The sequence below is a fragment of the Mycobacterium sp. NGS40 genome, assembly GCF_059812735.1.
Genome location: NZ_JCALDG010000005.1, coordinates 236,248 through 257,946, shown reverse-complemented (window position 1 = coordinate 257,946; position 21,699 = coordinate 236,248). Strand labels below are relative to the sequence as shown.

General features: G+C 67.0%; 19 protein-coding genes. 13 read left to right on the top strand and 6 right to left on the bottom strand.

Going from position 1 to position 21,699, the window contains the following annotated elements:
* Positions 1-38 precede the first annotated feature (38 nt).
* Positions 39-1,595: a phytoene desaturase family protein gene (locus tag AC5Y5O_RS10545; RefSeq protein ID WP_500025013.1), complete on the top strand. Its 1,557-nt coding sequence runs from the start codon at positions 39-41 to the stop codon at positions 1,593-1,595.
* Here the strand turns inward: AC5Y5O_RS10545 and AC5Y5O_RS10540 are convergent.
* The 3 genes from AC5Y5O_RS10540 to AC5Y5O_RS10530 form a co-directional block, all read right to left on the bottom strand.
* Positions 1,592-1,921 carry a hypothetical protein gene (locus AC5Y5O_RS10540; protein ID WP_096290614.1) on the bottom strand — a complete coding sequence of 110 codons (330 nt, stop codon included), beginning with the start codon at positions 1,919-1,921 and terminating at the stop codon, positions 1,592-1,594. The genes AC5Y5O_RS10545 and AC5Y5O_RS10540 overlap by 4 nt on opposite strands.
* The gene (locus AC5Y5O_RS10535) at positions 1,918-3,468 is read right to left on the bottom strand and encodes an MBL fold metallo-hydrolase (RefSeq protein ID WP_096290613.1); all 1,551 of its coding nucleotides are present in this window, start codon (positions 3,466-3,468) and stop codon (positions 1,918-1,920) included. The genes AC5Y5O_RS10540 and AC5Y5O_RS10535 overlap by 4 nt, the downstream gene beginning before the upstream one ends.
* Before the next feature lie 67 nt (positions 3,469-3,535).
* The gene (locus tag AC5Y5O_RS10530) at positions 3,536-4,261 is read right to left on the bottom strand and encodes a phosphotransferase (protein WP_096290612.1); all 726 of its coding nucleotides are present in this window, start codon (positions 4,259-4,261) and stop codon (positions 3,536-3,538) included.
* Positions 4,262-4,321: 60 nt separating this feature from the next.
* On the opposite strand from AC5Y5O_RS10530, the gene AC5Y5O_RS10525 reads away from it, so the two are divergent.
* The 7 genes from AC5Y5O_RS10525 to AC5Y5O_RS10495 all read left to right on the top strand — a co-directional run bounded on the left by AC5Y5O_RS10525 (position 4,322) and on the right by AC5Y5O_RS10495 (position 9,957).
* Positions 4,322-5,089, top strand: coding sequence for a lysophospholipid acyltransferase family protein (locus AC5Y5O_RS10525; RefSeq protein ID WP_096290611.1), 768 nt, complete (start codon positions 4,322-4,324; stop codon positions 5,087-5,089).
* A 6-nt stretch (positions 5,090-5,095) separates the two neighbouring features.
* Positions 5,096-5,845: a lysophospholipid acyltransferase family protein gene (locus AC5Y5O_RS10520; protein ID WP_096290610.1), complete on the top strand. Its 750-nt coding sequence runs from the start codon at positions 5,096-5,098 to the stop codon at positions 5,843-5,845.
* Positions 5,846-5,866: 21 nt separating this feature from the next.
* Entirely contained in the window at positions 5,867-6,652 is a 786-nt protein-coding gene (locus AC5Y5O_RS10515; RefSeq protein ID WP_500025007.1) for a lysophospholipid acyltransferase family protein, read from the top strand.
* Between the two features lie 45 nt (positions 6,653-6,697).
* Positions 6,698-7,525 (top strand): HAD family hydrolase, encoded by an 828-nt coding sequence (locus tag AC5Y5O_RS10510; RefSeq protein ID WP_096290608.1) that lies wholly within the window; start codon positions 6,698-6,700, stop codon positions 7,523-7,525.
* 100 nt (positions 7,526-7,625) lie between these two features.
* Entirely contained in the window at positions 7,626-8,294 is a 669-nt protein-coding gene (locus AC5Y5O_RS10505; protein ID WP_500025003.1) for a hypothetical protein, read from the top strand.
* A complete protein-coding gene (locus tag AC5Y5O_RS10500; RefSeq protein ID WP_096290607.1) occupies positions 8,291-9,457 on the top strand; it encodes a glutathionylspermidine synthase family protein in 1,167 nt (388 codons plus the stop codon). The genes AC5Y5O_RS10505 and AC5Y5O_RS10500 overlap by 4 nt, the downstream gene beginning before the upstream one ends.
* A 32-nt stretch (positions 9,458-9,489) precedes the next feature.
* Complete coding sequence (locus AC5Y5O_RS10495; protein WP_096290606.1) at positions 9,490-9,957, top strand: DUF350 domain-containing protein; 468 nt, start codon at positions 9,490-9,492, stop codon at positions 9,955-9,957.
* Between the two features lie 10 nt (positions 9,958-9,967).
* Here AC5Y5O_RS10495 and AC5Y5O_RS10490 read toward each other — a convergent pair whose 3' ends face one another.
* From AC5Y5O_RS10490 to AC5Y5O_RS10480, 3 genes are all read right to left on the bottom strand, one after another.
* Positions 9,968-11,893 carry a spermine/spermidine synthase domain-containing protein gene (locus AC5Y5O_RS10490; RefSeq protein WP_243394210.1) on the bottom strand — a complete coding sequence of 642 codons (1,926 nt, stop codon included), beginning with the start codon at positions 11,891-11,893 and terminating at the stop codon, positions 9,968-9,970.
* Positions 11,894-11,940: 47 nt separating this feature from the next.
* Positions 11,941-13,596, bottom strand: a complete 1,656-nt coding sequence (locus tag AC5Y5O_RS10485; RefSeq protein WP_500025135.1) for an N-acetylmuramoyl-L-alanine amidase — start codon at positions 13,594-13,596, stop codon at positions 11,941-11,943.
* 146 nt (positions 13,597-13,742) lie between these two features.
* Positions 13,743-14,783: a PirG gene (locus AC5Y5O_RS10480; protein ID WP_207768618.1), complete on the bottom strand. Its 1,041-nt coding sequence runs from the start codon at positions 14,781-14,783 to the stop codon at positions 13,743-13,745.
* 252 nt (positions 14,784-15,035) lie between these two features.
* Here AC5Y5O_RS10480 and glf point away from each other — a divergent pair, with 252 nt between their 5' ends.
* The 5 genes from glf (at position 15,036) to aftB (ending at position 21,694) form a co-directional block, all read left to right on the top strand.
* Entirely contained in the window at positions 15,036-16,235 is a 1,200-nt protein-coding gene (gene glf / locus AC5Y5O_RS10475; RefSeq protein WP_096290603.1) for a UDP-galactopyranose mutase, read from the top strand.
* 115 nt (positions 16,236-16,350) lie between these two features.
* The gene (locus AC5Y5O_RS10470) at positions 16,351-18,261 is read left to right on the top strand and encodes a glycosyltransferase (protein ID WP_500024992.1); all 1,911 of its coding nucleotides are present in this window, start codon (positions 16,351-16,353) and stop codon (positions 18,259-18,261) included.
* Entirely contained in the window at positions 18,254-18,772 is a 519-nt protein-coding gene (locus AC5Y5O_RS10465) for a phosphatase PAP2 family protein (RefSeq protein ID WP_500024990.1), read from the top strand. The genes AC5Y5O_RS10470 and AC5Y5O_RS10465 overlap by 8 nt, the downstream gene beginning before the upstream one ends.
* Positions 18,773-18,798: 26 nt before the next feature.
* On the top strand, positions 18,799-19,710 hold the full coding sequence (locus AC5Y5O_RS10460) for a decaprenyl-phosphate phosphoribosyltransferase (RefSeq protein WP_096291446.1): 912 nt from the start codon (positions 18,799-18,801) through the stop codon (positions 19,708-19,710).
* The gene (aftB, locus tag AC5Y5O_RS10455; protein ID WP_500024988.1) at positions 19,697-21,694 is read left to right on the top strand and encodes a terminal beta-(1->2)-arabinofuranosyltransferase; all 1,998 of its coding nucleotides are present in this window, start codon (positions 19,697-19,699) and stop codon (positions 21,692-21,694) included. The genes AC5Y5O_RS10460 and aftB overlap by 14 nt, the downstream gene beginning before the upstream one ends.
* Positions 21,695-21,699: the final 5 nt, after the last annotated feature.

The window sequence follows — 21,699 nt, the reverse complement described above, 5'->3', positions numbered from 1 at the left end:
TTGCGGCCGTGCGAGCCTCCTTTCCGGAAGGCAGGCATATGACTGACTATGACGCGATCGTTATCGGTGCAGGGCACAACGGGCTCACCGCGGCCGTGCTGCTGCAAAAGGCGGGACTGCGCACGCTGTGCCTGGACCCCAAGCTCTACGCGGGCGGGATGGCGTCCACCGTCGAGCTGTTCGACGGGTACCAGTTCGAGATCGCCGGCTCGGTGCTGTTCCCGACGTCGTCCGAGGTGGTCCGCGAGCTGGGCCTGGACGCGATGCCGACGATCGACCTGGACGTCATGTCGGTGGCCGTGCGTGGTGTCGGCGACGATCCGCTGATCCAGTACAGCGATCCGATCAAGCTGTTCACCCACCTCAACGAGGTGCACGGGGCGGAGGCTGTCAACGGGATGGCGGGGCTGATGGGGTGGGCTCAAGCGCCGTGCCGCGCGTTGGGCCGATTCGAAGCCGGGACGCCGCCCAAGAGTATCGACGAGATGTATGCCTGTGCCACAAATGAATTCGAACGCTCGGCGATCGACGACATGCTGTTCGGATCGGTCACCGACGTGTTGGACCGCTACCTGCCCGACCGCGAGAAGTTCGGCGCGATCCGCGGCTCGATGACCGTGCTGGCCGTCAACACCCTCTACCGCGGACCGTCCACGCCGGGAAGCGCTGCCGCGCTTGCCTTCGGACTCGGCGTTCCCGAAGGCGACACCATGCAGATGAAGAAGCTGCGCGGGGGCATCGGCGCACTGACCGCTCATCTGCGCGAGGTGTTCGAGAGCCACGGCGGCGAAGTGCGGTTGCGTACCAAGGTGACCGACATTCTCGTCGCCGACGGACAAGTAACCGGCGTCCGCACCGAGGCGGGGGAGACGTTCAACGCCCCGATCGTCGTGTCGGGCGTCGCGCCGGACGTCACCCTCAACGAAATGGTCGATCCCGCCGCGCTGCCCGCCGATATCCGGGAACGCTATGCGCGCATCGATCACCGCGGCAGCTACTTGCAGATGCACTTCGCGCTGGCCGAGGCCCCCGAATTCGCGGCGCCCTACGAGATGCTCAACGACCGCGCCATGCAGGCCTCCATCGGGCTGTTCTGCACGCCGGAAGAAGTCCAGCAGCAGTGGGAGGATGCCCGGCGCGGCATCGTCCCGGCCGACCCGACGGTCGTGTTGCAGATCCCGTCGCAAAACGACCCGGACCTGGCGCCGGACGGCAAGCACGCCGCTTCGGCATTCGCGCTGTTCTTCCCGATCGAGGGCGACGTCGATTACGGGCAGGCGAAGGTCGAGATGGGTCAGCGGGTGATCGACAAGATCACCAGGCTCGCACCGAATTTCGAACGCAGCATCATCCGGCACACCACCTTCACACCCAAGCACATGGGGGTGATGTTCGGTGCCCCCGGCGGCGACTACTGCCACGGTCTGTTGAACGCGAACCAGATCGGTCCCAACCGGCCGGGCCCGAGAGGCTTTCTCGGCCAACCGATCCCGATCAAGGGACTGTACCTGGGCAGTGCGGGCTGTCACGGCGGACCCGGGATCACCTTCACCCCCGGCTACAACGCCGCGCATGCGGCGCTCGAAGACCGCTAGCCGAGCCGGGCCAGCAACTCGTCGAGCAGGGCGACGAATTCGTCCGGGCGCGCCGGGGTGAACGCCGGGTTCGGCCGGGCGCGGATGTCCAGGGTGATCAGCGTCGACCGCAGTGGTCGTTGCACGTCCAGCGGCAGCCAATAGCGCGGGTCGGTACCACCCCACAGGGTGAACCGCGCCGTGAACCAGCCCAGCGGCTGGGATTTGTAGGCGCGGATCGAGCCCAGTGCGATGATCTTCGACGTGCCGTCAGGAAAGTGGTAGCGCCGCAACGTGATCGCAGCCCGGTCCAGCTGCACCAGGCCGTCGTCGTAGGTATCGGTCATACCCGGCGGCTCCGCAGCGCGTGACCGCGGGTGGTCAGGCAGCGGCCGTTGTCGAGCCGCCACTGCCAGCCATGCAGATTACAGGTGAGGGTGTCGCCCTCGATCACGCCGAATTTCGACAGGTCGGCCTTGAGGTGGGGGCAGCGGCGCGCAATCTCCCAGCCGTCCATGGTGATCGACGCGGAGTCGTCATGCGTTTCGGCGAACCAGCCGTCGGCGTAGGCAATGCGTTCGTCGGTCAGACACTTGAAAAAGGTGTACAGGTATTCGTTGTAGCCGCCGACCCGCCATGCCCGGAAACGCGTGGACAAGAAGATGGTGTTGACCCAGTCCGGTTCCCGATCGCGCAGCACGGTGCGCACCAACTCGGGGGCGATCGCAAAGCCGTAGCGGAACTTCTCATGCGCAATGCGTTCGCGGACAATCCGTTTCGGGAAGTCGAGGACCACCGTCTCGGAGCCGATCACCAGCTCGACCGGGTAGCCGATGCCGTCACATATCTCGTCGCTCTGCAGCATGATCGGCTCGAACAGGGCGCGCAGCGGTTCCAGCAGCGGCTCGCCGGCCGCGGGTGCCCAGCCGGCCCGCTCGGCGGCCAACACCGGGGCCATCCGTTCGGCGTAGTCGGCGATGTAGGCCGCCTTGCCCGTGGTGAAGATGGCCTCCACGTCGTCGTCGGGCAGCGGATGCTGTAGCGAATTCAGCGACGTGCCGGTGAAATCCGCGACGGACCCGGGAATCATCAGCAGGCCGCGATCGTGCCCGTGGCGGCGCATCTGGTCCAAGAACACCAGTTGGTCCGGGAAGATGTTGGCCGGGTCGCCGTGGTCGTCGTTGAGGTGTCGCAGCTCGGGGTCCAAAAAGCACGGCGGTCCCGCGGACGGCACCACCCAGGTCGCACCCACCTGCGCGATGTACTGGCGAGCGCGATCCATTTGGCGCTGCCGCTTCTGGGTACCGAACGATGCCTTGGCCCGGGCCGGCATGTCGTAGACCATCGGATACCAGATCGCCCCGGAATACTGCAGCAGGTGGACGTCGATATGCCCGAACTCGGTCGCCAGCATGTCCAGATCGACCGGGCGCGCGTCGTTCATGTTGAAAAGCGTTGTCTCGCCGTCGGACACGACGAGGGCCGAGTCGCCGATCGGGCCGTCGGCGGGTGCCCGCAGCGCGACGACCATGACGTCCAAGTCGCCCTTGGGTCCGCCGACGTGGTGCTTGACCGAGTCGCTGGTCTCGAAGAACCGGTGAAAACCTATTTCCTGCAGTTCATTTCGAAGATCCGGCACGGGGAAGTCGGGCAGTAGCACCACCGCGCCCTTGTTGACGTGATCGCGCAGCAGGTTCGCGTCGAAGTGGTCCTTGTGCAGGTGTGAGACATACAGGTAGTCGCAGTCGCCGAGCCCTTCCCAGTCCAGCGCGGTGTTGTCCGGGAACGGGAACCACGACGCGAAGTAGGCCGGATTGACCCAGGGATCGCACAAAATGCTGCCCGCCCGGGTTTGGATCAGAAATCCGGCGTGGCCGACGCTCGTGACCTGCACAAATGCCTTTCGAATGGTTCTGTTGAATCGCTTCGAGCTTAGCGTGAGGTGATATCTCAGGTTGGTTCTAGGCCTGCCACAGCCGACGGTAATAGTCGATGCGCACGGGGTCTGGCTCGACGCCATAGGCGGTGAAGAACTCGGACTCCCAATTCTGGCCGGGATAGTTCCAGCCCAGCGAGAGCGTCGCGACCGCCAGATCGGCCCATCGATCCGCCACCCCGAGGTCGCCGACGTCGACGTGACCGCAACAACGGCCGCCGTCGTCGATCAGGGTGTTGGGTGCACACGCGTCACCGTGGCAGACGACCAGCCGATCGACCGGCGGGGGTGCGCCGACGCGGCTGCGGGCAGCCGGGGGCAGGGCGGCCAGCCGGCCGGCCGGCGACCATTCGAAAGGGCATGTGGCCGTCGGCAATCCGTCGTGCAGTTCGCGCAGCCCGGCACCGATCGCACGCACCGCCACCGTCGGGGCCGCCAGCCACCGTGGGTGCACCGCGGAAAGTCCCGACAGTCCGCGGGTGTGCAGCCAGGCGCGGTCGTCGTCGACCCCGAATCCGAGCACCTGCGGCACCGCCGCATACCGCGCCGCCCAGCGCAGCCGTCGCGCTTCGGCGGCGAAGTCGGTGCCGCGTGCGTTAGCTGTCTTGACGAATTCCGGGCCGGAACCGCCCTGGCCGAGCCGGAAGGTCACTCCGTTTTCCTCGTTGACCCAGACCGCGCGTACGGGCCGGCCCGCGGCGAGGTGGTCGACGATCGCGGGGACCGGCGGCGGCGGCGACGGGAAGCTCACGGGTCACCTCTTTTCACCACTTCAGGCGGCTCACAGTCGGGCGCACTAGGCTGACAACCTGTGGAACCGGTATACGGGACTGTCATCGCGCTTGCTCGCCTGGTCTGGCGTCTCCAGGGCCTGAAGATCACGGTCTCCGGCGTCGAGAACCTACCGACCAGTGGCGGCGCGGTGATCGCGATCAACCACACCGGCTACCTCGACTTCACGTTCGCTGGGCTGCCGGCGTATGAGCAGGGATTGGGCCGCAAAGTGCGGTTCATGGCCAAGCAAGAGGTGTTCGACGACAAGATCACCGGTCCCATCATGCGCAGCCTGCGCCACATCCCGGTGGATCGGCAGGACGGGGCCGCGTCCTACGAGGCGGCCGTGCGCAACCTCAAGGACGGCGAGCTGGTCGGCGTCTACCCGGAAGCGACGATCAGCCGCAGCTTCGAGATCAAGGAATGCAAGAGCGGTGCCGCCCGGATGGCCGTCGAGGCCGGGGTGCCGATCGTTCCGCACATCGTCTGGGGTGCGCAGCGCATCTGGACCAAGGGCCACCCGAAGAAGCTCCTTCGCCCGAAGGTGCCGATCACGGTGCTGGTCGGCGAACCGATCGAACCGACCCTGGGCGTGCCGGAACTGCGGGGGCTGCTGCACTCGCGGATGCAGCATTTGCTGGAACGGGCGCAGGAACAGTACGGGCCGCACCCGGCCGGCGAGTACTGGGTGCCGCGCCGGTTGGGCGGCGGCGCGCCATCCCTGGCCGAAGCCGCTCGGATGGACGCCGAGGAGGCGGCCGCGCGGGCAGCACGGCGGGCCCAGGCAGCGGGGGCGCCGGAGTAGCCGCCGATGGTGGAGCCGACCTATCGCACGTTGGAGATCCTGTCCCAGCTGGGAGTCTTCGCCTCGGGCGCCAGGATCAGCTACGGCGGGGTCGAGAACATCCCCGATCGCGGGGGTGCGGTGGTCGCGATCAACCACACCAGCTACGTCGACTGGCTCCCGGCCGGGCTGGCGATGCGCCGGCGCCGGCGTCGGCTGCGGTTCATGATCAAGGCCGAGATGCAGCAGGTGAAGGTGGTCAACTTTCTGATCAAGCGCACCCACACCATTCCGGTGGACCGCAACGCCGGTTCGGGCGCCTACGCGGTGGCCGTGCAGCGGCTTCGCGAGGGGGAGCTGGTCGGGGTATATCCCGAGGCCACCATCAGCCGCAGTTTCGAACTCAAGGAGTTCAAGACGGGTGCGGCCCGGATGGCGCGGGAAGCCGACGTCCCGATCGTCCCCGTCATCGTCTGGGGTGCGCACCGGATCTGGACGAAGGACCATCCCCGCAGCATCGGCCGCCACAAGGTGCCGATCACCGTGCGGGTCGGACCGCCGCTGCACGCCGACGACGACATCGCCCAGACCGACGACGCGCTGCGCGAGGCGATGACCAAGCTGCTCTACGAGGCGCAGCAGCAGTATCCGCACCCGGTCGGGGAATTCTGGGTCCCGCACCGGCTGGGCGGCGGGGCGCCGACGATGGCCGAGGCGGCGCAGATCGAGGCTGACGAGGCCGCGGCGCGTGCGGCGAACCGCACCCCGCGCCAGTAGCCTTACTGCGGAGGAGAAGACATGGCAGAGGGGTTTTACCGGTTCGGCGAATTGATCGTTCCCCCGCTCGTCGCGATGAACGGGACCAAGTTCACGTTCCACGGACTGGAGAACATTCCGCAGCGCGGCCCGGCGCTGATCGCGCAGAACCACACCAGCTACCTGGACTGGCTACCGTCGCTGTTCGCCGCGCGGGAACGGGGCCGGCGGATGTATTTCATGATCAAGGCCGAGATGGCCGACGTGAAGGCCGTCGACTACGTGATCAAGCACGCCAGGCTCATTCCGGTGGACCGACGAAACGGGCATGACGCCTTCGCGACGGCGGTGCAGCGACTGCGGGCGGGCGAACTGATCGGAATGCACCCCGAGGCCACCATCAGCCGCAGTTTCGAACTCCGGGAATTCAAGTCCGGTGCCGCGCGCATGGCGTTGGACGCACAGGTGCCGATCGTCCCGCTGATTGTCTGGGGCGCACACCGGATTTGGCCGAAGGATCATCCAAAGAAGGTGTTCCGCAACGAGATTCCGATCACGGTGTCCGCCGGGCGCCCGATTGCTCCGCACGGTTCCGTCGAGCAACTCAACGCGACGCTGCGCCGCGCGTTGAACGAGTTGCTCTACCGGGTGCAGGAGGAGTATCCGCATCCGCCGGGCGAGTTCTGGGTGCCGCAGCGCCTCGGCGGTGGCGCACCGAACCGCGATGACTCCCAGCAGATCCGGCTGGTCGAACTGCAGCAGCGGGCCCTGAAGTACGGGACCGACGGAGTCACCCGGCCGGGCGAGAAGCAAAGCGGACGGCATTGACGAGGGCGGCCGGCCCGGCGGGCGGATCGCCTGAGTGACGGCTCAATGACGGCGCCGACTTCGCGGCCGGCGCTTATCGCCTGCGACGTCGACGGCACCCTGTTCGACGACGACGAAACCATCACCCCGCGTACTCGTGCGGCGGTGCGTGCCGCCGTGGCTGCCGGCGCCAAATTCATTGTGGCGACCGGTCGTCCACCGCGCTGGATCCGTCCCATCGTCGACGAGCTGGGCTTCGCGCCGATGGCCGTGTGCGCCAACGGCGCCGTCATCTACGACCCCGCCACCGACCGCGTGGTGTCGACACGCACGCTGCCCGTCGACACCCTGGCCGAACTGGCCGAGCTCGCGACCCGCGTGATACCGGGGGCTGGTCTGGCGGTGGAGCGGATCGGCCACAGTGCCCACGACACGGCGACCCCGCAGTTCGTCAGCTCGCCGGGCTATGAGCATGCGTGGCTGAATCCGGACAACACCGAGGTGTCGATCGAAGACCTGCTCAGCGCGCCGGCCATCAAACTGTTGATCCGCAAGGCCGGTGCCCGCAGCGCGGACATGGCCGCCGAGCTGGCCAAGCACGTCGGCGTCGAGGGCGACATCACCTACTCCACCAATAACGGCCTGGTGGAGGTGGTGCCGCTGGGAATCAGCAAGGCCACCGGCATCGAGGAGATCGCCCGGCCGCTGGAGATCGTCAGCGACGAAGTGGTGGCGTTCGGGGACATGCCCAACGACCTGCCGATGCTGCGGTGGGCCGGTCACGGCGTGGCCATGGGCAATGCCCACCCCGAAGTGCTTGCCGCCGCCAACGAGATCACCGCGCGCAACAGCGACGACGGCGTCGGACGCGTGCTGGAACGGTGGTGGGGCTAGCCCGGCCGCGCCGGTGCTTATCTCTGCCGAAGCCTCAGCAAATGTGGCAGACTGCCCGCGTGCCCGCCTTCCGGCCTGTTGCCCCTCGTCAGGTGTTGTAGTGGGGTCGCAAGACGAGCCGCCGAAGGGCGGTGAGCCCATCGACGACAACCCCGACGATGTGGACGCCAGGGCCGGCGATAAGCCGGAGCCGGACAAGCTCACGGGCAGCGACGAGGCCGAGCAACCCGAGGACGACCCCGGACGATTCCCGTCCGGCGGCAGCATGGAGTTCCAGGACGCGGCGACGACGAAGCCACGCCCACCCACACCGGCCGAACAGCGGGCCCGGGCCAAGTACGAAAAGAAGCAGAAGGAGCTGGAAGAGGCGCGGCTGGCCGCCGAGCAGAAGCGCCGCCACCAGCGCCGGGTGTTGATGGGCGCCGCGGCCGCCGTGGGCGTGGTGGGCCTGGTGGCCGGCCTCGGATATTGGATGTTGTCGGAACCGGCGACCGTCACCGCCCAGTGCGTCCAGGACGATTCGAGCGGTCAACCGGTGATCGTGCCGGACAGTTACTGCACCGGCCACACCGAGGGACTCAACGGGTTCTTCTACTACGGCGGGCACCAATACCGTTACTACTACGGTAGTTCGGGCTCGGTGGGTTCGCGACCGAGCGGTGGGACGACGACCGCGCCCAAGGGCGCCAACATCACCACCAAGTCAGGGAGCAGCATTTCGCGCGGCGGCCTGGGCGGCTCGTCGCCCGGGAAGAGTAGCGGCTCGTGAAGCGCGCCAGGCAGCGACCGCGGCCGAACTGGCAGACGATCGTCGAATCGCAAGGCCTGGTGTATGGAACGCCCGCGCGTGACGCCAGGGGCCGCGACCGCCCGTACTGGGACGAATCGGTGTATTACGAGTTCGAGATGGACGAGATCCTGGCGCTGGAAGCCGATGTCGAACTGCTGCACTCGATGTGCCTGAACGCCGTCGAGCAAGTGGTGCTGATGGAGCGCTACGCGGAATTCGGTCTGCCGGAATGGAGTTGGCAGCCGATTGCCGAATCGTGGCGGCGCGCTGACCCACATGTGTACGGCCGCTTCGACTTACGCTACGACGGGCGGCGGCCGGCGGTGCTGCTCGAGTACAACGCCGATACACCGACCACGCTGCTGGAAGCCGCTATCCTGCAATGGTATTGGCTCAAGGACTGCTTCCCCGGCGATGACCAGTGGAACTCCCTGCACGAACAGCTGGTCGACCGGTGGAAGCAGCTGCGCGATCTGCTGCCCAACGACGAGCTGCACCTGAGCTGGTCGGGCATGGAGGCCACCGGCGAAGACCAGATCACCACCACCTACATGCAGGAAACCGCCGCGGAGGCCGGCTTTGCGACCGTAGGCCTGACGATCGAGGACATCGGCTGGGACTCCGCGCTCAAGCGCTTCGTCGACCTCGAAGAGTCACAGATCCACGCGGTCTTCAAGCTCTACCCGTGGGAGTGGGTGCTTGACGACGAGTTCGGCAAGAACGTGGTGTCCAGCCTGCCGCAGACGGCTTGGATCGAACCGCTGTGGAAGACGTTGTTGTCCAACAAGGCGATTCTCGGAATCCTGTGGGAGATGTATCCGGGTCACCCGAACCTGTTGCCCGCCTACATCGACGATCCGCATGAACTGACCGAATACGTCCGCAAGCCCAAGCTGGGGCGTGAAGGCGCGAACATCACCGTCGTCGGCGCCGGCATGCAAACCGCGACCGGCGGTGTCTACGGCGAAGAGGGATACGTCTATCAGCTGCTGGACCCGCTACCGGAATTCGACGACATGCGGCCCGCGTTGGGCGCGTGGATCGTCGGCGACACCGCCGCCGGCCTCGGCATCCGCGAGACCGCGGGCCTGATCACCGACGACGGCGCAGCCTTTGTCCCACACCGGATCCCCCAGAAGTGAACTTCTGAGCAAGTGAACGGAGTTGATCGTCGATGACAACCATCGTGGCGCTGAATTCAGGCTATTGGGACCAGGGCTATTGGGCGGTGCTCGGCCGTGGCGCCGGCGCCATCATCTTGTACGCGATCGTCGGACTGATCCTGATGCTGGTCGGGTTCTACGCCATCGACCTCACCACGCCGGGTCCGCTGCGCAAGATGGTCAACGCGGGAAAGCCGAACGCGATCGTCGTGTCCGCGGCGGGCATGGTCAGCATGGCGTTGATCGTGGTGCTGGCGATCTATTCGTCGTCCGGAAAACTGGCCGAAGGCCTGGTGGGGTCGGCGGTCTTCGGACTGGTGGGCATCGTCGCCCAGGTGGTGATGATGCGGATCGCGACCATGGTGATCGGCATCGACATGGACGCGTTGTTCAACTCCGATGAGTTCAACTACGAGGCGCTGATGGTGGCCGCCGCGCAGGTGGCGCTGGGCATCGTGGTGGCGGTCGCGATCCTCTGACGGTACCCGCCTAGCGGGAGTCGCGGTCCCGCAGGCTCTTTGGCGGCACGGTGGACGAGGTGAGCGTGTCCGCATCGATGGTGTGGGGTCGGTAGGGCAGCGTCGGCAGGCGCGCCGACATCGTTGCGACGGGATGGTCGCAGGTTTCGGTCAGCCCGCACAGAAACGCCCATTCATGTTCGTCGCTACCGAAATAGACGACGGTCGGGAAGGTTTCGCGGAATCGCTGCCACGACGCGTGCAGCGACTCGTTGCGCCACAGCGTAGGACAGCCGGCCTGAGCGACGATCACCCTGCCGATACCCGCGCAGCGTCGCAGGAACTCGGTGCCGTAGAGCCGGTTGTGCTGCACCGCCTCGGTGCGTTCGTCGGGAAGATCGATCACCACGACGTCGTACTGCGTGGTGACGCGCTCGACGAATTCCCAACCGTCGCAATAGTGCATGACAACCGGACCGGAACCTGTTTCCGCCCTGAGGAGTTCGTCCACCGTGTAGCCGTAGGGCAGGTGTCGCGCGCACAGCCGCACGGCCTCGCGATCGATGTCGACGTGATCGACGTGGAGGGCGCCCGCCGACACGGCTTGCTGGCTGACCACGCCCTCGCCCGAGCCGATGACGAGCACGCGCTCGATCCGGCCGGCCAGCAGCAGCGCCGGTACCAGCAGCGCCTCGTGGTAGACCAGCTGACTGAATTCGGTGCTCTGACGTTCGCTGTCGCTGAACAACGACACGCCTTGCCGGGTGCGGCCGATCACCAGGTTCTGGAATTCGGTGTCGACGTCGCAGATGACCTCGGCGAGGTCCCAGATTCGGGTCAGCCCCGGCGCCAGCGGTTCGGCGACTTCCCACCGGTTGTCGGAAGGCTCGTCGAAATATGTTGGCAGCGAGGGGAAGCCATTGAACTGGACCGAGGAATAGCTCGCGGTGTACGCACCGGCATCGGCGATCTCGATGCGGTCGCCGGGACTCAGGGTGACCGGGAGCGGATAGCTCTGATACAGCACATCGTCACCGTCGCAGGTCGGACCCGCGATTACCGCATCTCCGACGGGATCACCATCACGGCCGGTGCGCAGGCGGTACCGGATGTACTCGTTTTCGGTCTCGGCGAGACCGCCGTAGCGGCCGATGTCCAGGTACACCCAGCGCCGGGTGTCGGTGCCCGTGCGCACCGCGACCACCTCGCAGCTGATCGTGCCCGCCGAACCCGCGATCGCCCGTCCGGGTTCGATCGCCAGCTGCGGCCGGTTCGCGCCGAAGTGGCGGCGTAGTGCCGCGTGGACCGCCTCGGCGATGACGTCGAGATCCGGTGCGCCGACTGCGTACGCCAGCGGGTAACCGCCTCCGATGTTGATCGTGCCGATTTCGCCTATTTCTTCGAATACGGCCGCCGCACAACGTATTCCGATCTCCCACGCTGACGGGTCCAGCTGCTGTGACCCGACGTGAAAGCACACTCCCTCGGGGCGAAGTCCCAGCCGCGCGGCCCGGTTCAGCAATTCGGCAGCGGCATCCGGGGCGCAGCCGAACTTGTGACCGAACGGGGTCACCGACGACGGAAAGTCGGGCGCGATACGGCATTCCACCGCCGCGGCCGGCGCGCGTTCGGCGATGGCGTCGAGTCCGCGTTCGGTGTCAAACGCGAACCGCCGCACCCCGCGCGCGTGTGCCAGGGCGATGTCGGCGGGCTTCTTGACGGGGTTGCCGAACGTCAGCAGGCGGCCGTCGATCCCGGCGGAGCCGCACGTGTCGATCTCGCCGACCGATGCGACGTCGAAAGCGCAGTCCTCGGTGGCCAGCAGGCGCAGAATCGGTTCGGCGGGGTTCGCCTTGACTGCGTAGCGGATCTGCGCCTGGGGAAACGCGGCGCGCATCGCTTGGAAGTTCTTGCGCACCCGAGAAAGATCGATGCTCAGATACGGCGTCTCGGGCACAGGTCGCAGACTAGTACGCGCGGCAGCGCCGTGTGCGGGGCCCGCGGTCAGGCGTCCGGATGTGCCGGCAGCGAGAAGTGTTCCGGCGGGACGGCCGGGGCGCTCGGGGCCTGTCCAGAAAGCTGCGTGGTGATCCCGTCGAGGATCTGGCTGACGTCGCCGGTGAGGCGGTTGTAGTTCAGCGTGCCATGCTGGAAATTCTGCGTGATCCGCAGCGGCTCTTGGATTTCGGCGCTGGTCGGCAAGCCGAGCGGGCCGCGCTCGTAACTTTGTGCGGCCCAGGCGTCATAGATCGCACCGGTGACGGGTTGTGCTCCGGTCGCCGGCGACCAGTACATCGCGCCCTTGGCGAAGGTGGAGTAGCGGGCACCGCCTTCGGCGTTGTCCTCCGGCGAGGTGGGCGCGCCCAGCACGCTGTTCATCCCGCCCAGCTCCAGCCAGTGCTGGTAGATCGCGCCGCCCTGCAGCGCCTTGATCAATTCCTCGGGTGGGTCGTTGAAATGAGATGCGATATCCCGGATTTCGTCCATCAGCGCGTAGGCGGCGTTACCGGGGCAGTCGGTGTTGCCGACGTCGCGGTGGGTGAAGATGGTCGGCAGCGTCGCAACGGCGCCGGCCGGGTAGGTGGTGTAGTGGCTGCCCGCGGACTCCAATGTCACCGTGCCCTTGGGGTCCACGCCGTCCAGGCCGAGGCGCCAGCCCAGCAACCGGCCGACCGAGCGAAGCTGCAGCGGCGTCGGTGGCACGTCGTCGAAGTTGCCGATCATCGCGACACCCCAGGTGTTGCGGTTGAAGCCGCCGGTGTGGAAGCCCTCGACGGCCTTGGTCAGACCGCCGGCGCTGCCTTCGAACACCTGGCCGTACTTGTCGACCAGTGCGTTGTAGGCGATGTCGCACCAGCCCAACGTCTTGCTGTGGTAGGTGTAAATGGCCTTGACGATGCCCGCCGATTCGAGCGGTGAGTAGTCGTTGCTGCCCGCCGTGTGATGAATGACGGCCGCGCGAATCCCGTTGTCGTACTGCGGACTACCGCAGCGCAGTGACTCGTCGGCGCCCCATTCCTCCCGGCTGATGATGGGCGGCGCCTGGCCGGGCATCACGACTCCGGCCGGCGGCGTCCACTGTGTCTTGACGGGCGCCTGCGGCGGGGAGATGAGGATCGCGGAGATGTTCTGCCCGAACGGTTGTTCCCGGGAGGCGGGGCGGTAGCCCAGACCGTTGACCGGTGCGGCGGGTGGCGCCGCCACGGTTTCCGCGGCGTCGAGCGGGCGGGTGACCGCGATCTGCACGGTCGTCGTGGTGCCGACGAACACCGGATCGGTGCTGCGGGGTCCCTCGGTCGGTCCCGGCGGCAGGGCCGATTCGGCGGCCGGTGGGCCGTTGTCCGGCGCCGCGGTCTCGTACTCGGTCTGGTACCAGGGCCCCCACGAACCGTCCGGGTGCTTAGCCCGCACCCGGGTGGAGGTGCCGGCCAGGTCGCCGGTGAGCGCGACCAGAGAAAACGGCGTCTCCTGGGTCACTTCGCGAACCGTGACGCCGCCGCCGAGCCCGACCAGCGGCTGCTCGGCGAGCTTGGTGTCGTGGGTCGGCCGAGGGGCGGGCGGGGCGCCGTGGTCGCGGGTCAGGTCCGCGACCGCCGAGACCAGGACAACCGTCGCCGCGATGGCGGTCAGCAACATCGTGGGCGGACGGTGACGAGACAACACCAGCTGATGTTACGTGTGTTTCTGATGTTATTAATGAGGCGACACGTTTTTCCGCGTGTCAAAACCGGTCCTGAAACTGTTCGACGGCACCGCAGAGCAGTGGTGACTCTGCGGTGCCGTCAGGTGACAGGACCCCCGAAGTTCTAGACGGGCGGCAGCGCCGGCGGCAGCGCCGCAGCCGCGCCCGGCAGGGCGCCAACGGCACCCGGGAGCGCACCGGCGGCACCCGGCAGGGCACCGGCGGCACCCGGCAGGGCCGCAGCCGCACCCGGCAGGGCACCCGCCGCACCCGGCAGGGCGCCAGCGGCACCCGGCAACGCACCGGCCGCGCCGCCCTGAGCCTGCATGATGGCAGGCATCACCAGGCCCTTGAGCAGGTCGATGGCCTGACCGGCGCCAAGCTGGTTGGCGGCCTGCATCACGTCGTTGACGAGGCCGCCACCGCCGCTGCTGCCGGTGCCGGCACCGCCGATCGGCGAACCGCCGCCCAGCGTCGACGGGTCACCGAGGATCGGGTAGGTGCCGTCGGCACCCGGGTCCATCGGCGCGCTGATCGGCACCTCGTTGGGAGCGCCCAGGCCACCGGGAGTCAGTCCGGCCGGGCTGGTCAGCCCGGGGTTGGCCAGCGCCGGGTTCAGTCCGGCACCAGGCATCGTCGGCATACCGGGCGTGGTCGGCGTACCGGGCACACCGGGCGTCAGCGCACCGGGCGCGGCACCAGGCGTCAGACTCGGGCTGGTAAGACCGGGGGTCAGGCCGGGGCTGGTCAGACCCGGACTCGTCAGGCCCGGACTGGTCAGGCCCGGACTCGTCAACCCCGGACTCGTCAGGCCGGGGGTGCCCAGGCCCGGGCTGGTCAGACCGGTGGTCCCGAGGCCCGGAGTGCCCAGGCCCGGGCTGGTCAGTCCAGTCGTCCCGAGGCCCGTCGTCCCGGTGCCGGCACCGCCCAGGGCGGGAATCGGCGGCAGGTTGACCCCGAACTGGGACAGACCCTGGGTCAGCGCGCCCACCAACTCGCCGGGCAGGTCGGTCATGACCGCGGCCTGCTTGAAGTCGTGGTGCTCGACCGGCTTACCGCTGGCGGTCGATTCGTAAACAAGGAAGTAAGCGCATGGACTCGCCACTGCCAGGGCGGCGACCGCGCTCATGGCTGTCGAGAGCTTGCGACGGCGTCGGTTCGGCACGGAAGTCTCCTCAATTCATCGGTTGTGTCGGAAGATCCCGCCGGTCCGTATCCGGTGGGAACCACACAGAGTCGATGGTACGAGTGGGAAAGCTGTTACTAGAGTGGTGATATTGAATCGTGAGGTATTTGCGACCCTGGGCGTTACGTGCGATTCGGGTCACTGCAAACCAGTCTTCACGTGCTCGAATCCCACCGCGCCAGCCTCGCCAACTGGGGTAGCGCCCTTGGGGTCGGATACCCTAAGCAACCGATGACCGCTCGTTTTGACCTCCTCGTCGTCGGATCCGGATTCTTCGGCCTCACCATCGCCGAACGTGTGGCCACCCAACTCGGAAAGCGTGTGCTCGTCGTCGAGAGACGTCCGCACATCGGTGGCAACGCGTACTCCGAAGCGGAGCCGCAGACGGGCATCGAGGTCCACAAGTACGGTGCCCACCTGTTCCACACCTCGAACAAGCGGGTGTGGGATTACGTGCGCCAGTTCACCGAATTCACCAACTACCAGCACCGGGTGTTCGCGATGCACAACGGGCAGGCATACCAGTTCCCGATGGGGCTGGGGCTGGTGTCGCAGTTCTTCGGCAAGTACTTCACTCCCGAGCAGGCCCGGCAACTGATCGCCGAGCAGGCCGCCGAGATCGACACCGCCGACGCGCAGAACCTCGAGGAAAAGGCCATTTCGCTGATCGGCCGGCCGCTCTACGAGGCGTTCGTCAAGGGTTACACCGCCAAGCAGTGGCAGACCGACCCGAGAGAACTGCCCGCGGCCAACATCACCCGACTACCGGTGCGCTACACCTTCGACAACCGCTACTTCAACGACACCTACGAGGGCCTGCCACTGGGCGGCTACACCGCCTGGCTGGAGAACATGGCCGCCGACGAACGCATCGAGGTCAGGTTGGACACCGACTGGTTCGACGTCCGCGACCAGTTGCGCGCCGAGAGCCCCGATGCACCGGTCGTCTACACCGGCCCGCTGGATCGCTACTTCGACTACGCCGAGGGGCGGCTCGGCTGGCGCACCCTGGACTTCGAGCTCGAAGTGTTACCCGTCGGCGACTTCCAGGGCACCCCGGTGATGAACTACAACGATCCCGACGTCCCGTACACCCGCATCCACGAGTTCCGTCACTTCCACGTCGAGCGCGACTACCCGACCGACAAAACGGTCATCATGCGTGAGTACTCCCGGTTCGCCGCCGACGACGACGAGCCCTACTATCCGATTAATACCGAGGCCGACCGCGCCCTGTTGGCCGCCTACCGGGGGAGGGCGAAGTCAGAGACGGCCTCGTCGAAGGTACTTTTCGGCGGGCGGCTGGGCACCTATCAGTATCTGGATATGCACATGGCGATTGCCAGCGCACTGAACATGTACGACAACACCCTCGCGCCGCACCTGCGCGACGGAACCCCGTTGGCCGAAGAGGAAGGCGCGCGCCAATGACCCGTGCCGACGACGATGCAGTGGGGGCACCCCCAGCCGCGCAGCGGCGAGGGGGACGCAGCGATGAGGTGGGGGTACCTCCCAGCCGCGAAGCGCTAGGGGGAGAGTGGCACCAATGACCGCCGTGAGCTTGCTGTCCCGAATCATCCTGCCCCGTCCGGGGGAACCGCTCGATGTACGCAAGCTGTACCTCGAGGAGTCGACCACCAACGCCCGTCGGGCGCACGCGACCAGCCGCACCTCGCTGGAGATCGGCAAGGAGTCCGAGGTCTCGTTCGCCACGTATTTCAACGCCTTCCCGGCGAGCTACTGGCGACGTTGGTCCATCTGCACGTCGGTGGTGCTGCGGGTCGAGCTGACCGGGACCGGACGCGTCGACGTGTATCGCACCAAGGCCACCGGGGTGCGGATCTCGGTGGAGGGCCGCCAATTCGTCGGGACCGACGAGCAGCCGGCCGTCGTCGAAATCGAGGTGCCGCTCAAGTCGTTCGAGGACGGCGGCTGGATCTGGTTCGATGTCACCACCGACACCGCGGTCAACGTGCTCAGCGGCGGTTGGTATGCGACCGAGCCGGCTCCGGGTACGGCCAACATCGCCGTCGGCATCCCGACCTTCAACCGTCCCGCCGACTGCGTCAACGCGCTCGCCGACCTCACCGCGGACCCTTTGGTGGACAAGGTAATCGGTGCGGTGATCGTCCCGGATCAGGGCACCCGCAAGGTGCGCGATCACCCGGACTTCGCCGCAGCCGCCGCGGGTCTGGGCAGCCGGCTCTCCATCCACGACCAGCCCAACCTCGGCGGCTCCGGCGGCTATAGCCGGGTGATGTACGAGGCGCTGAAAAACACTGACTGCCAACAGATTCTGTTCATGGATGACGACATCCGCATCGAGCCGGACACGGTGCTGCGGATCCTGGCGATGAACCGCTTCGCCAAGACGCCGATGCTGATCGGCGGTCAGATGCTCAACCTGCAGGAGCCGTCGCACCTGCACATCATGGGCGAGGTGGTCAACCAGGCGAACTTCATGTGGACCGCCGCGCCGCACGCCGAGTACGACCACGACTTCGCCGAATTCCCGCTGAATGACAAGAACGATCGCAGCGCGCTGCTGCACCGGCGCATCGATGTCGACTTCAACGGTTGGTGGACGTGCATGATCCCGCGGCAGGTCGCCGAGGAGATCGGCCAGCCGCTGCCGTTGTTCATCAAGTGGGACGACGCCGAATACGGTTTGCGCGCAGGCGAACACGGCTACCCGACCGTCACGCTGCCTGGTGCCGCGATCTGGCACATGGCCTGGAGCGACAAGGACGACGCGATCGACTGGCAGGCCTACTTCCATCTGCGCAACCGCCTGGTGGTCGCGGCGCTGCACTGGGACGGCGAGGTCCGCGGCCTGGTGCGTAGTCACCTCAAGGCAACACTGAAACATCTTGCCTGCCTTGAATATTCGACTGTCGTGATCCAGAACCGGGCCATCGACGACTTCCTCGCAGGCCCGGAGCACATCTTCTCGATCCTGGAGTCGGGGTTGCCGGAAGTTCATCGGCTGCGCAAGGAGTATCCGGACGCGGTCGTGCTACCGGCCGCCAGCGAACTGCCCCCGCCGCAGCACAAGACCAAGGCGGTGAAGCCGCCGGTGAACCCGGTTTCGATCAGCTACCGGCTGGCCCGCGGGATTGCGCACAACCTCAAGACCGCCGACCCGGAGAGCCACCGGCGCCCGGAGTTCAACGTGCCGACCCAGGACGCGCGCTGGTTTCGGCTGTGCACCGTCGACGGTGTCACGGTCACCACGGCCGACGGATGCGGTGTGGTCTACCGCCAGCGTGACCGGCGCAAGATGTTCACCCTGCTCCTGCAATCGCTGCGCCGCCAGCGCCAGCTGCTGAGCCGATTCGACGAGATGCGCCGGGTGTACCGCGACGCGCTGCCGGTGCTGTCCAGCAAGCAGAAGTGGGAAACCGTGCTGTGCCCCGCAAACGGGAGGCACCCCCAGCCGGAAACAAGCCATGCCTGAATCGGCGCCGCGCGGCGAAGTGGCCGCGATGGTCGCCGTTCAGTCGGCACTGGCTGACCGCCCCGGGGTGCTGGCCACGGCGCGCGGAATGTCGCACTTCGGGGAGCACAGCGCCGGGTGGTTGATCGTCGAACTGCTGGGCGCCCTGTTATGGGAGCGCCGCCGCCGGGAGTGGCTGGTGGCCGCGGCCGGCACGTTCGCAGCGCACGCGGCCGCCGTGCTGATCAAGCGGGTGGTGCGCCGCAAGCGTCCGCATCATCCGGCCGTCGCGGTCAATGTCGGTACTCCCAGCCAGCTGAGTTTCCCGTCCGCCCATGCCACTTCCACGACGACCGCGGCCATCCTGATGGGCCGGGCCACCGGACTGCCGCTGCCGGTGGTGCTGGTTCCGCCGATGGCGGTGTCGCGGATACTGCTGGGCGTGCACTATCCCAGCGACGTGGCCTTCGGCGTGGCGCTCGGCGCCGTGGTCGCTCGCCTTGCACTCTGGCTCGATAGAAAGTCGAGATAGGTGTGGCCGAAATGAGCGAAGCCGAAATGGACGGAGAAGTGGTGACCGGACGACCTCCGGCCAACTTGATCACCGGCGTGATCAAGGCCATGCGCCCGCGCCAATGGGTGAAGAACGTGCTGGTGGTGGCCGCGCCGGTGGCGGCGGCCGGCCGCGGTGTCCGTTACGACTATGCGGAGGTGGCGTCCAAGGTCGGCGTGGCGTTCGTGGTGTTCTGCCTGGCGGCCTCGGCGATCTACCTGATCAACGACGTCCGCGACGTCGAGGCGGACCGTGAGCACCCCACCAAGCGATTCCGGCCGATCGCCGCCGGCGTGGTACCCGAATGGCTGGCCTATGCGCTTGCCGTGGTGCTCGGCGCGGCGTCACTGGGGATTTCCTGGTGGCTCACGCCGAACCTCGCGGTGGTGATGGGCATCTACCTCGCGATGCAGCTGGCCTACTGCTTCGGCCTGAAACACCAAGCGGTGATGGACATTTGCATCGTGTCGTCGGCGTATCTGCTGCGGGCCATCGCCGGGGGTGCGGCTACCGACATCCCGTTGTCACAGTGGTTCTTGCTGACGGCGGCGTTCGCGTCGCTGTTCATGGTGGCGGGCAAGCGCTACGCGGAATTGCAGTTGGCCGAGCGAACCGGAGCGGCGATCCGCAAATCGCTGGAAAGCTACACCAGCACCTACCTGCGATTCGTCTGGACGCTGTCGGCGACGTCGGTGGTGTTGTGTTACGGGATGTGGGCGTTCGAGCGGGACCGCTATTCGGGTTCCTGGTTCGCGGTCTCGATGGTCCCGTTCACAATCGCGATCCTGCGTTATGCGGTCGACGTCGACGGCGGACTGGCCGGCGAGCCCGAAGACATAGCGCTGCGTGATCGGGTGTTGCAGCTGCTGTTCCTCGCGTGGATCGCAACAGTTGGTGCCGCCGTTGCCTTCGGCTAGTCCGGGTCTCGAGACCATCAAGCGCTTCAACGGCACCATGATGCGCCGCCGGTCCAGGGTCGGTCGCCGGTCGCCGTTCCCATACGACACCTCGGTTCGGGTGAGCCTGTGGGTGAGCGTGGCGGTGGTCGCCGCGCTGTTCGGTTGGGGCGCTTGGGAGCGACGCTGGATCGCCGACGACGGACTGATCGTGTTGCGCACGGTACGCAACCTGCTGGCGGGCAACGGGCCGGTTTTCAACCAGGGTGAGCGGGTCGAGGCGAACACCTCCACGGCGTGGACCTACCTGGTGTACGTCGGAAGCTGGGTCGGCGGACCGGTGCGCATGGAGTACGTCGCGCTGGCGCTGGCGCTGGTGCTGTCCGTGTCGGGCGTGGTGCTGTTGATGCTGGGCGCCGGCCGGCTGTACGCCCCCAGCCTGCGGGGACGCCGGGCGATCATGCTGCCCGCCGGGGCGCTGATCTACATCGCGTTGCCCCCGGCGCGGGACTTCGCCACCTCAGGGCTGGAGAACGGGCTGACGCTCGCCTATCTGGGATTGCTGTGGTGGATGATGGTCCGCTGGGCGCAGCCGTTGCGGAACCGGCCGGACAACGACGTGTTCCTCGGGGTGCTGGCCTTCGTCGCCGGGTTCAGCGTGCTGGTGCGTCCGGAGCTGGCGCTGATGGGCGGTCTGGCTCTGATCATGATGCTGATTTCGGCGCGGACCTGGCGCCGGCGGGCGCTGATCGTCGCCGCCGGCGGGTTGCTTCCGGTGGCCTACCAGATCTTCCGGATGGGCTACTACGGCCTGCTGGTTCCCGGGACGGCGCTGGCCAAGGACGCCGCTGGTGACAAGTGGTCCCAGGGCATGATCTACCTGTCGAATTTCAGCGCGCCCTACGCCGTGTGGCTGCCGGTGCTGCTGCTGGTGCCGCTGGGGCTCCTGCTGACGATGGTGCGGCGGCGGCCGTCGTTCCTGCGCCCGATGCTCGCGCCCAACTACGGCCGGGTGGCGCGGGCTGTGCAAAGCCCGCCGGCGGTGGTGGCCTTCGTCCTCGTAAGCGGTCTGCTGCAGGCCCTCTACTGGACCCGGCAGGGTGGCGATTTCATGCATGCGCGTGTGCTGCTGGCACCGCTATTTTGTTTGCTGGCCCCGGTCGCCGTGATCCCCGTGCTGATCCCCGACGGGCAGGATTATTCGCGCGAAACCGGCTACTGGCTGGCCGGTGCCGCCAGCCTGCTGTGGCTGGGTATCGCGGGCTGGTCGCTGTGGGCAGCAAACTCGCCGGGGATGGGTTACGACGCCACTCACGTCACCTACAGCGGCATCGTCGACGAGCGCCGCTTCTATGCCCAGGCGACCGGGCACGCGCACCCGCTGACCGCCGCCGATTACCTCGATTACCCGAGGATGGCGGCGGTGCTGGCGGCCCTGGACAACACCCCGGACGGGGCGCTGTTGTTGCCGTCGGGCAACTACATTCAGTGGGATATCGTGCCCCAGCTGCAACAGCCGCCGCCGGCCCCGGGAAGTCCCCCCGACAGCAAACCGCCGCAAAAGCCGCAACACGCAGTGTTTTTCACCAACCTGGGCATGCTGGGCATGAACGTCGGGCTCGACGTCCGGGTCATCGACCAGATCGGATTGGCGAACCCGCTCGCGCAGCACACCCAGCGCCTGACGCACGGCCGGATCGGGCACGACAAGAACCTTTTCCCGGACTGGGTGATCGCCGACGGCCCCTGGGTGAAGGTGTATCCGGGCATTCCTGGCTATCTGGACGCGAATTGGGTTGCCCAGGCGGTGGCGGCGCTGCAGTGCCCGGAGACCAAGGCGGTGCTGGCGTCGGTGCGCGCCCCGATGTCGCTGCACCGGTTCGTCTCAAACTTCTTGCACTCCTTCGAATTCACCGCCTACCGAATCGACCGGGTCCCGCTCTACGAACTCGCCAGGTGTGGCCTGCCGGTGCCGGAGCCGAGTCCACCGCCGCCCCGCGAGTGAATATT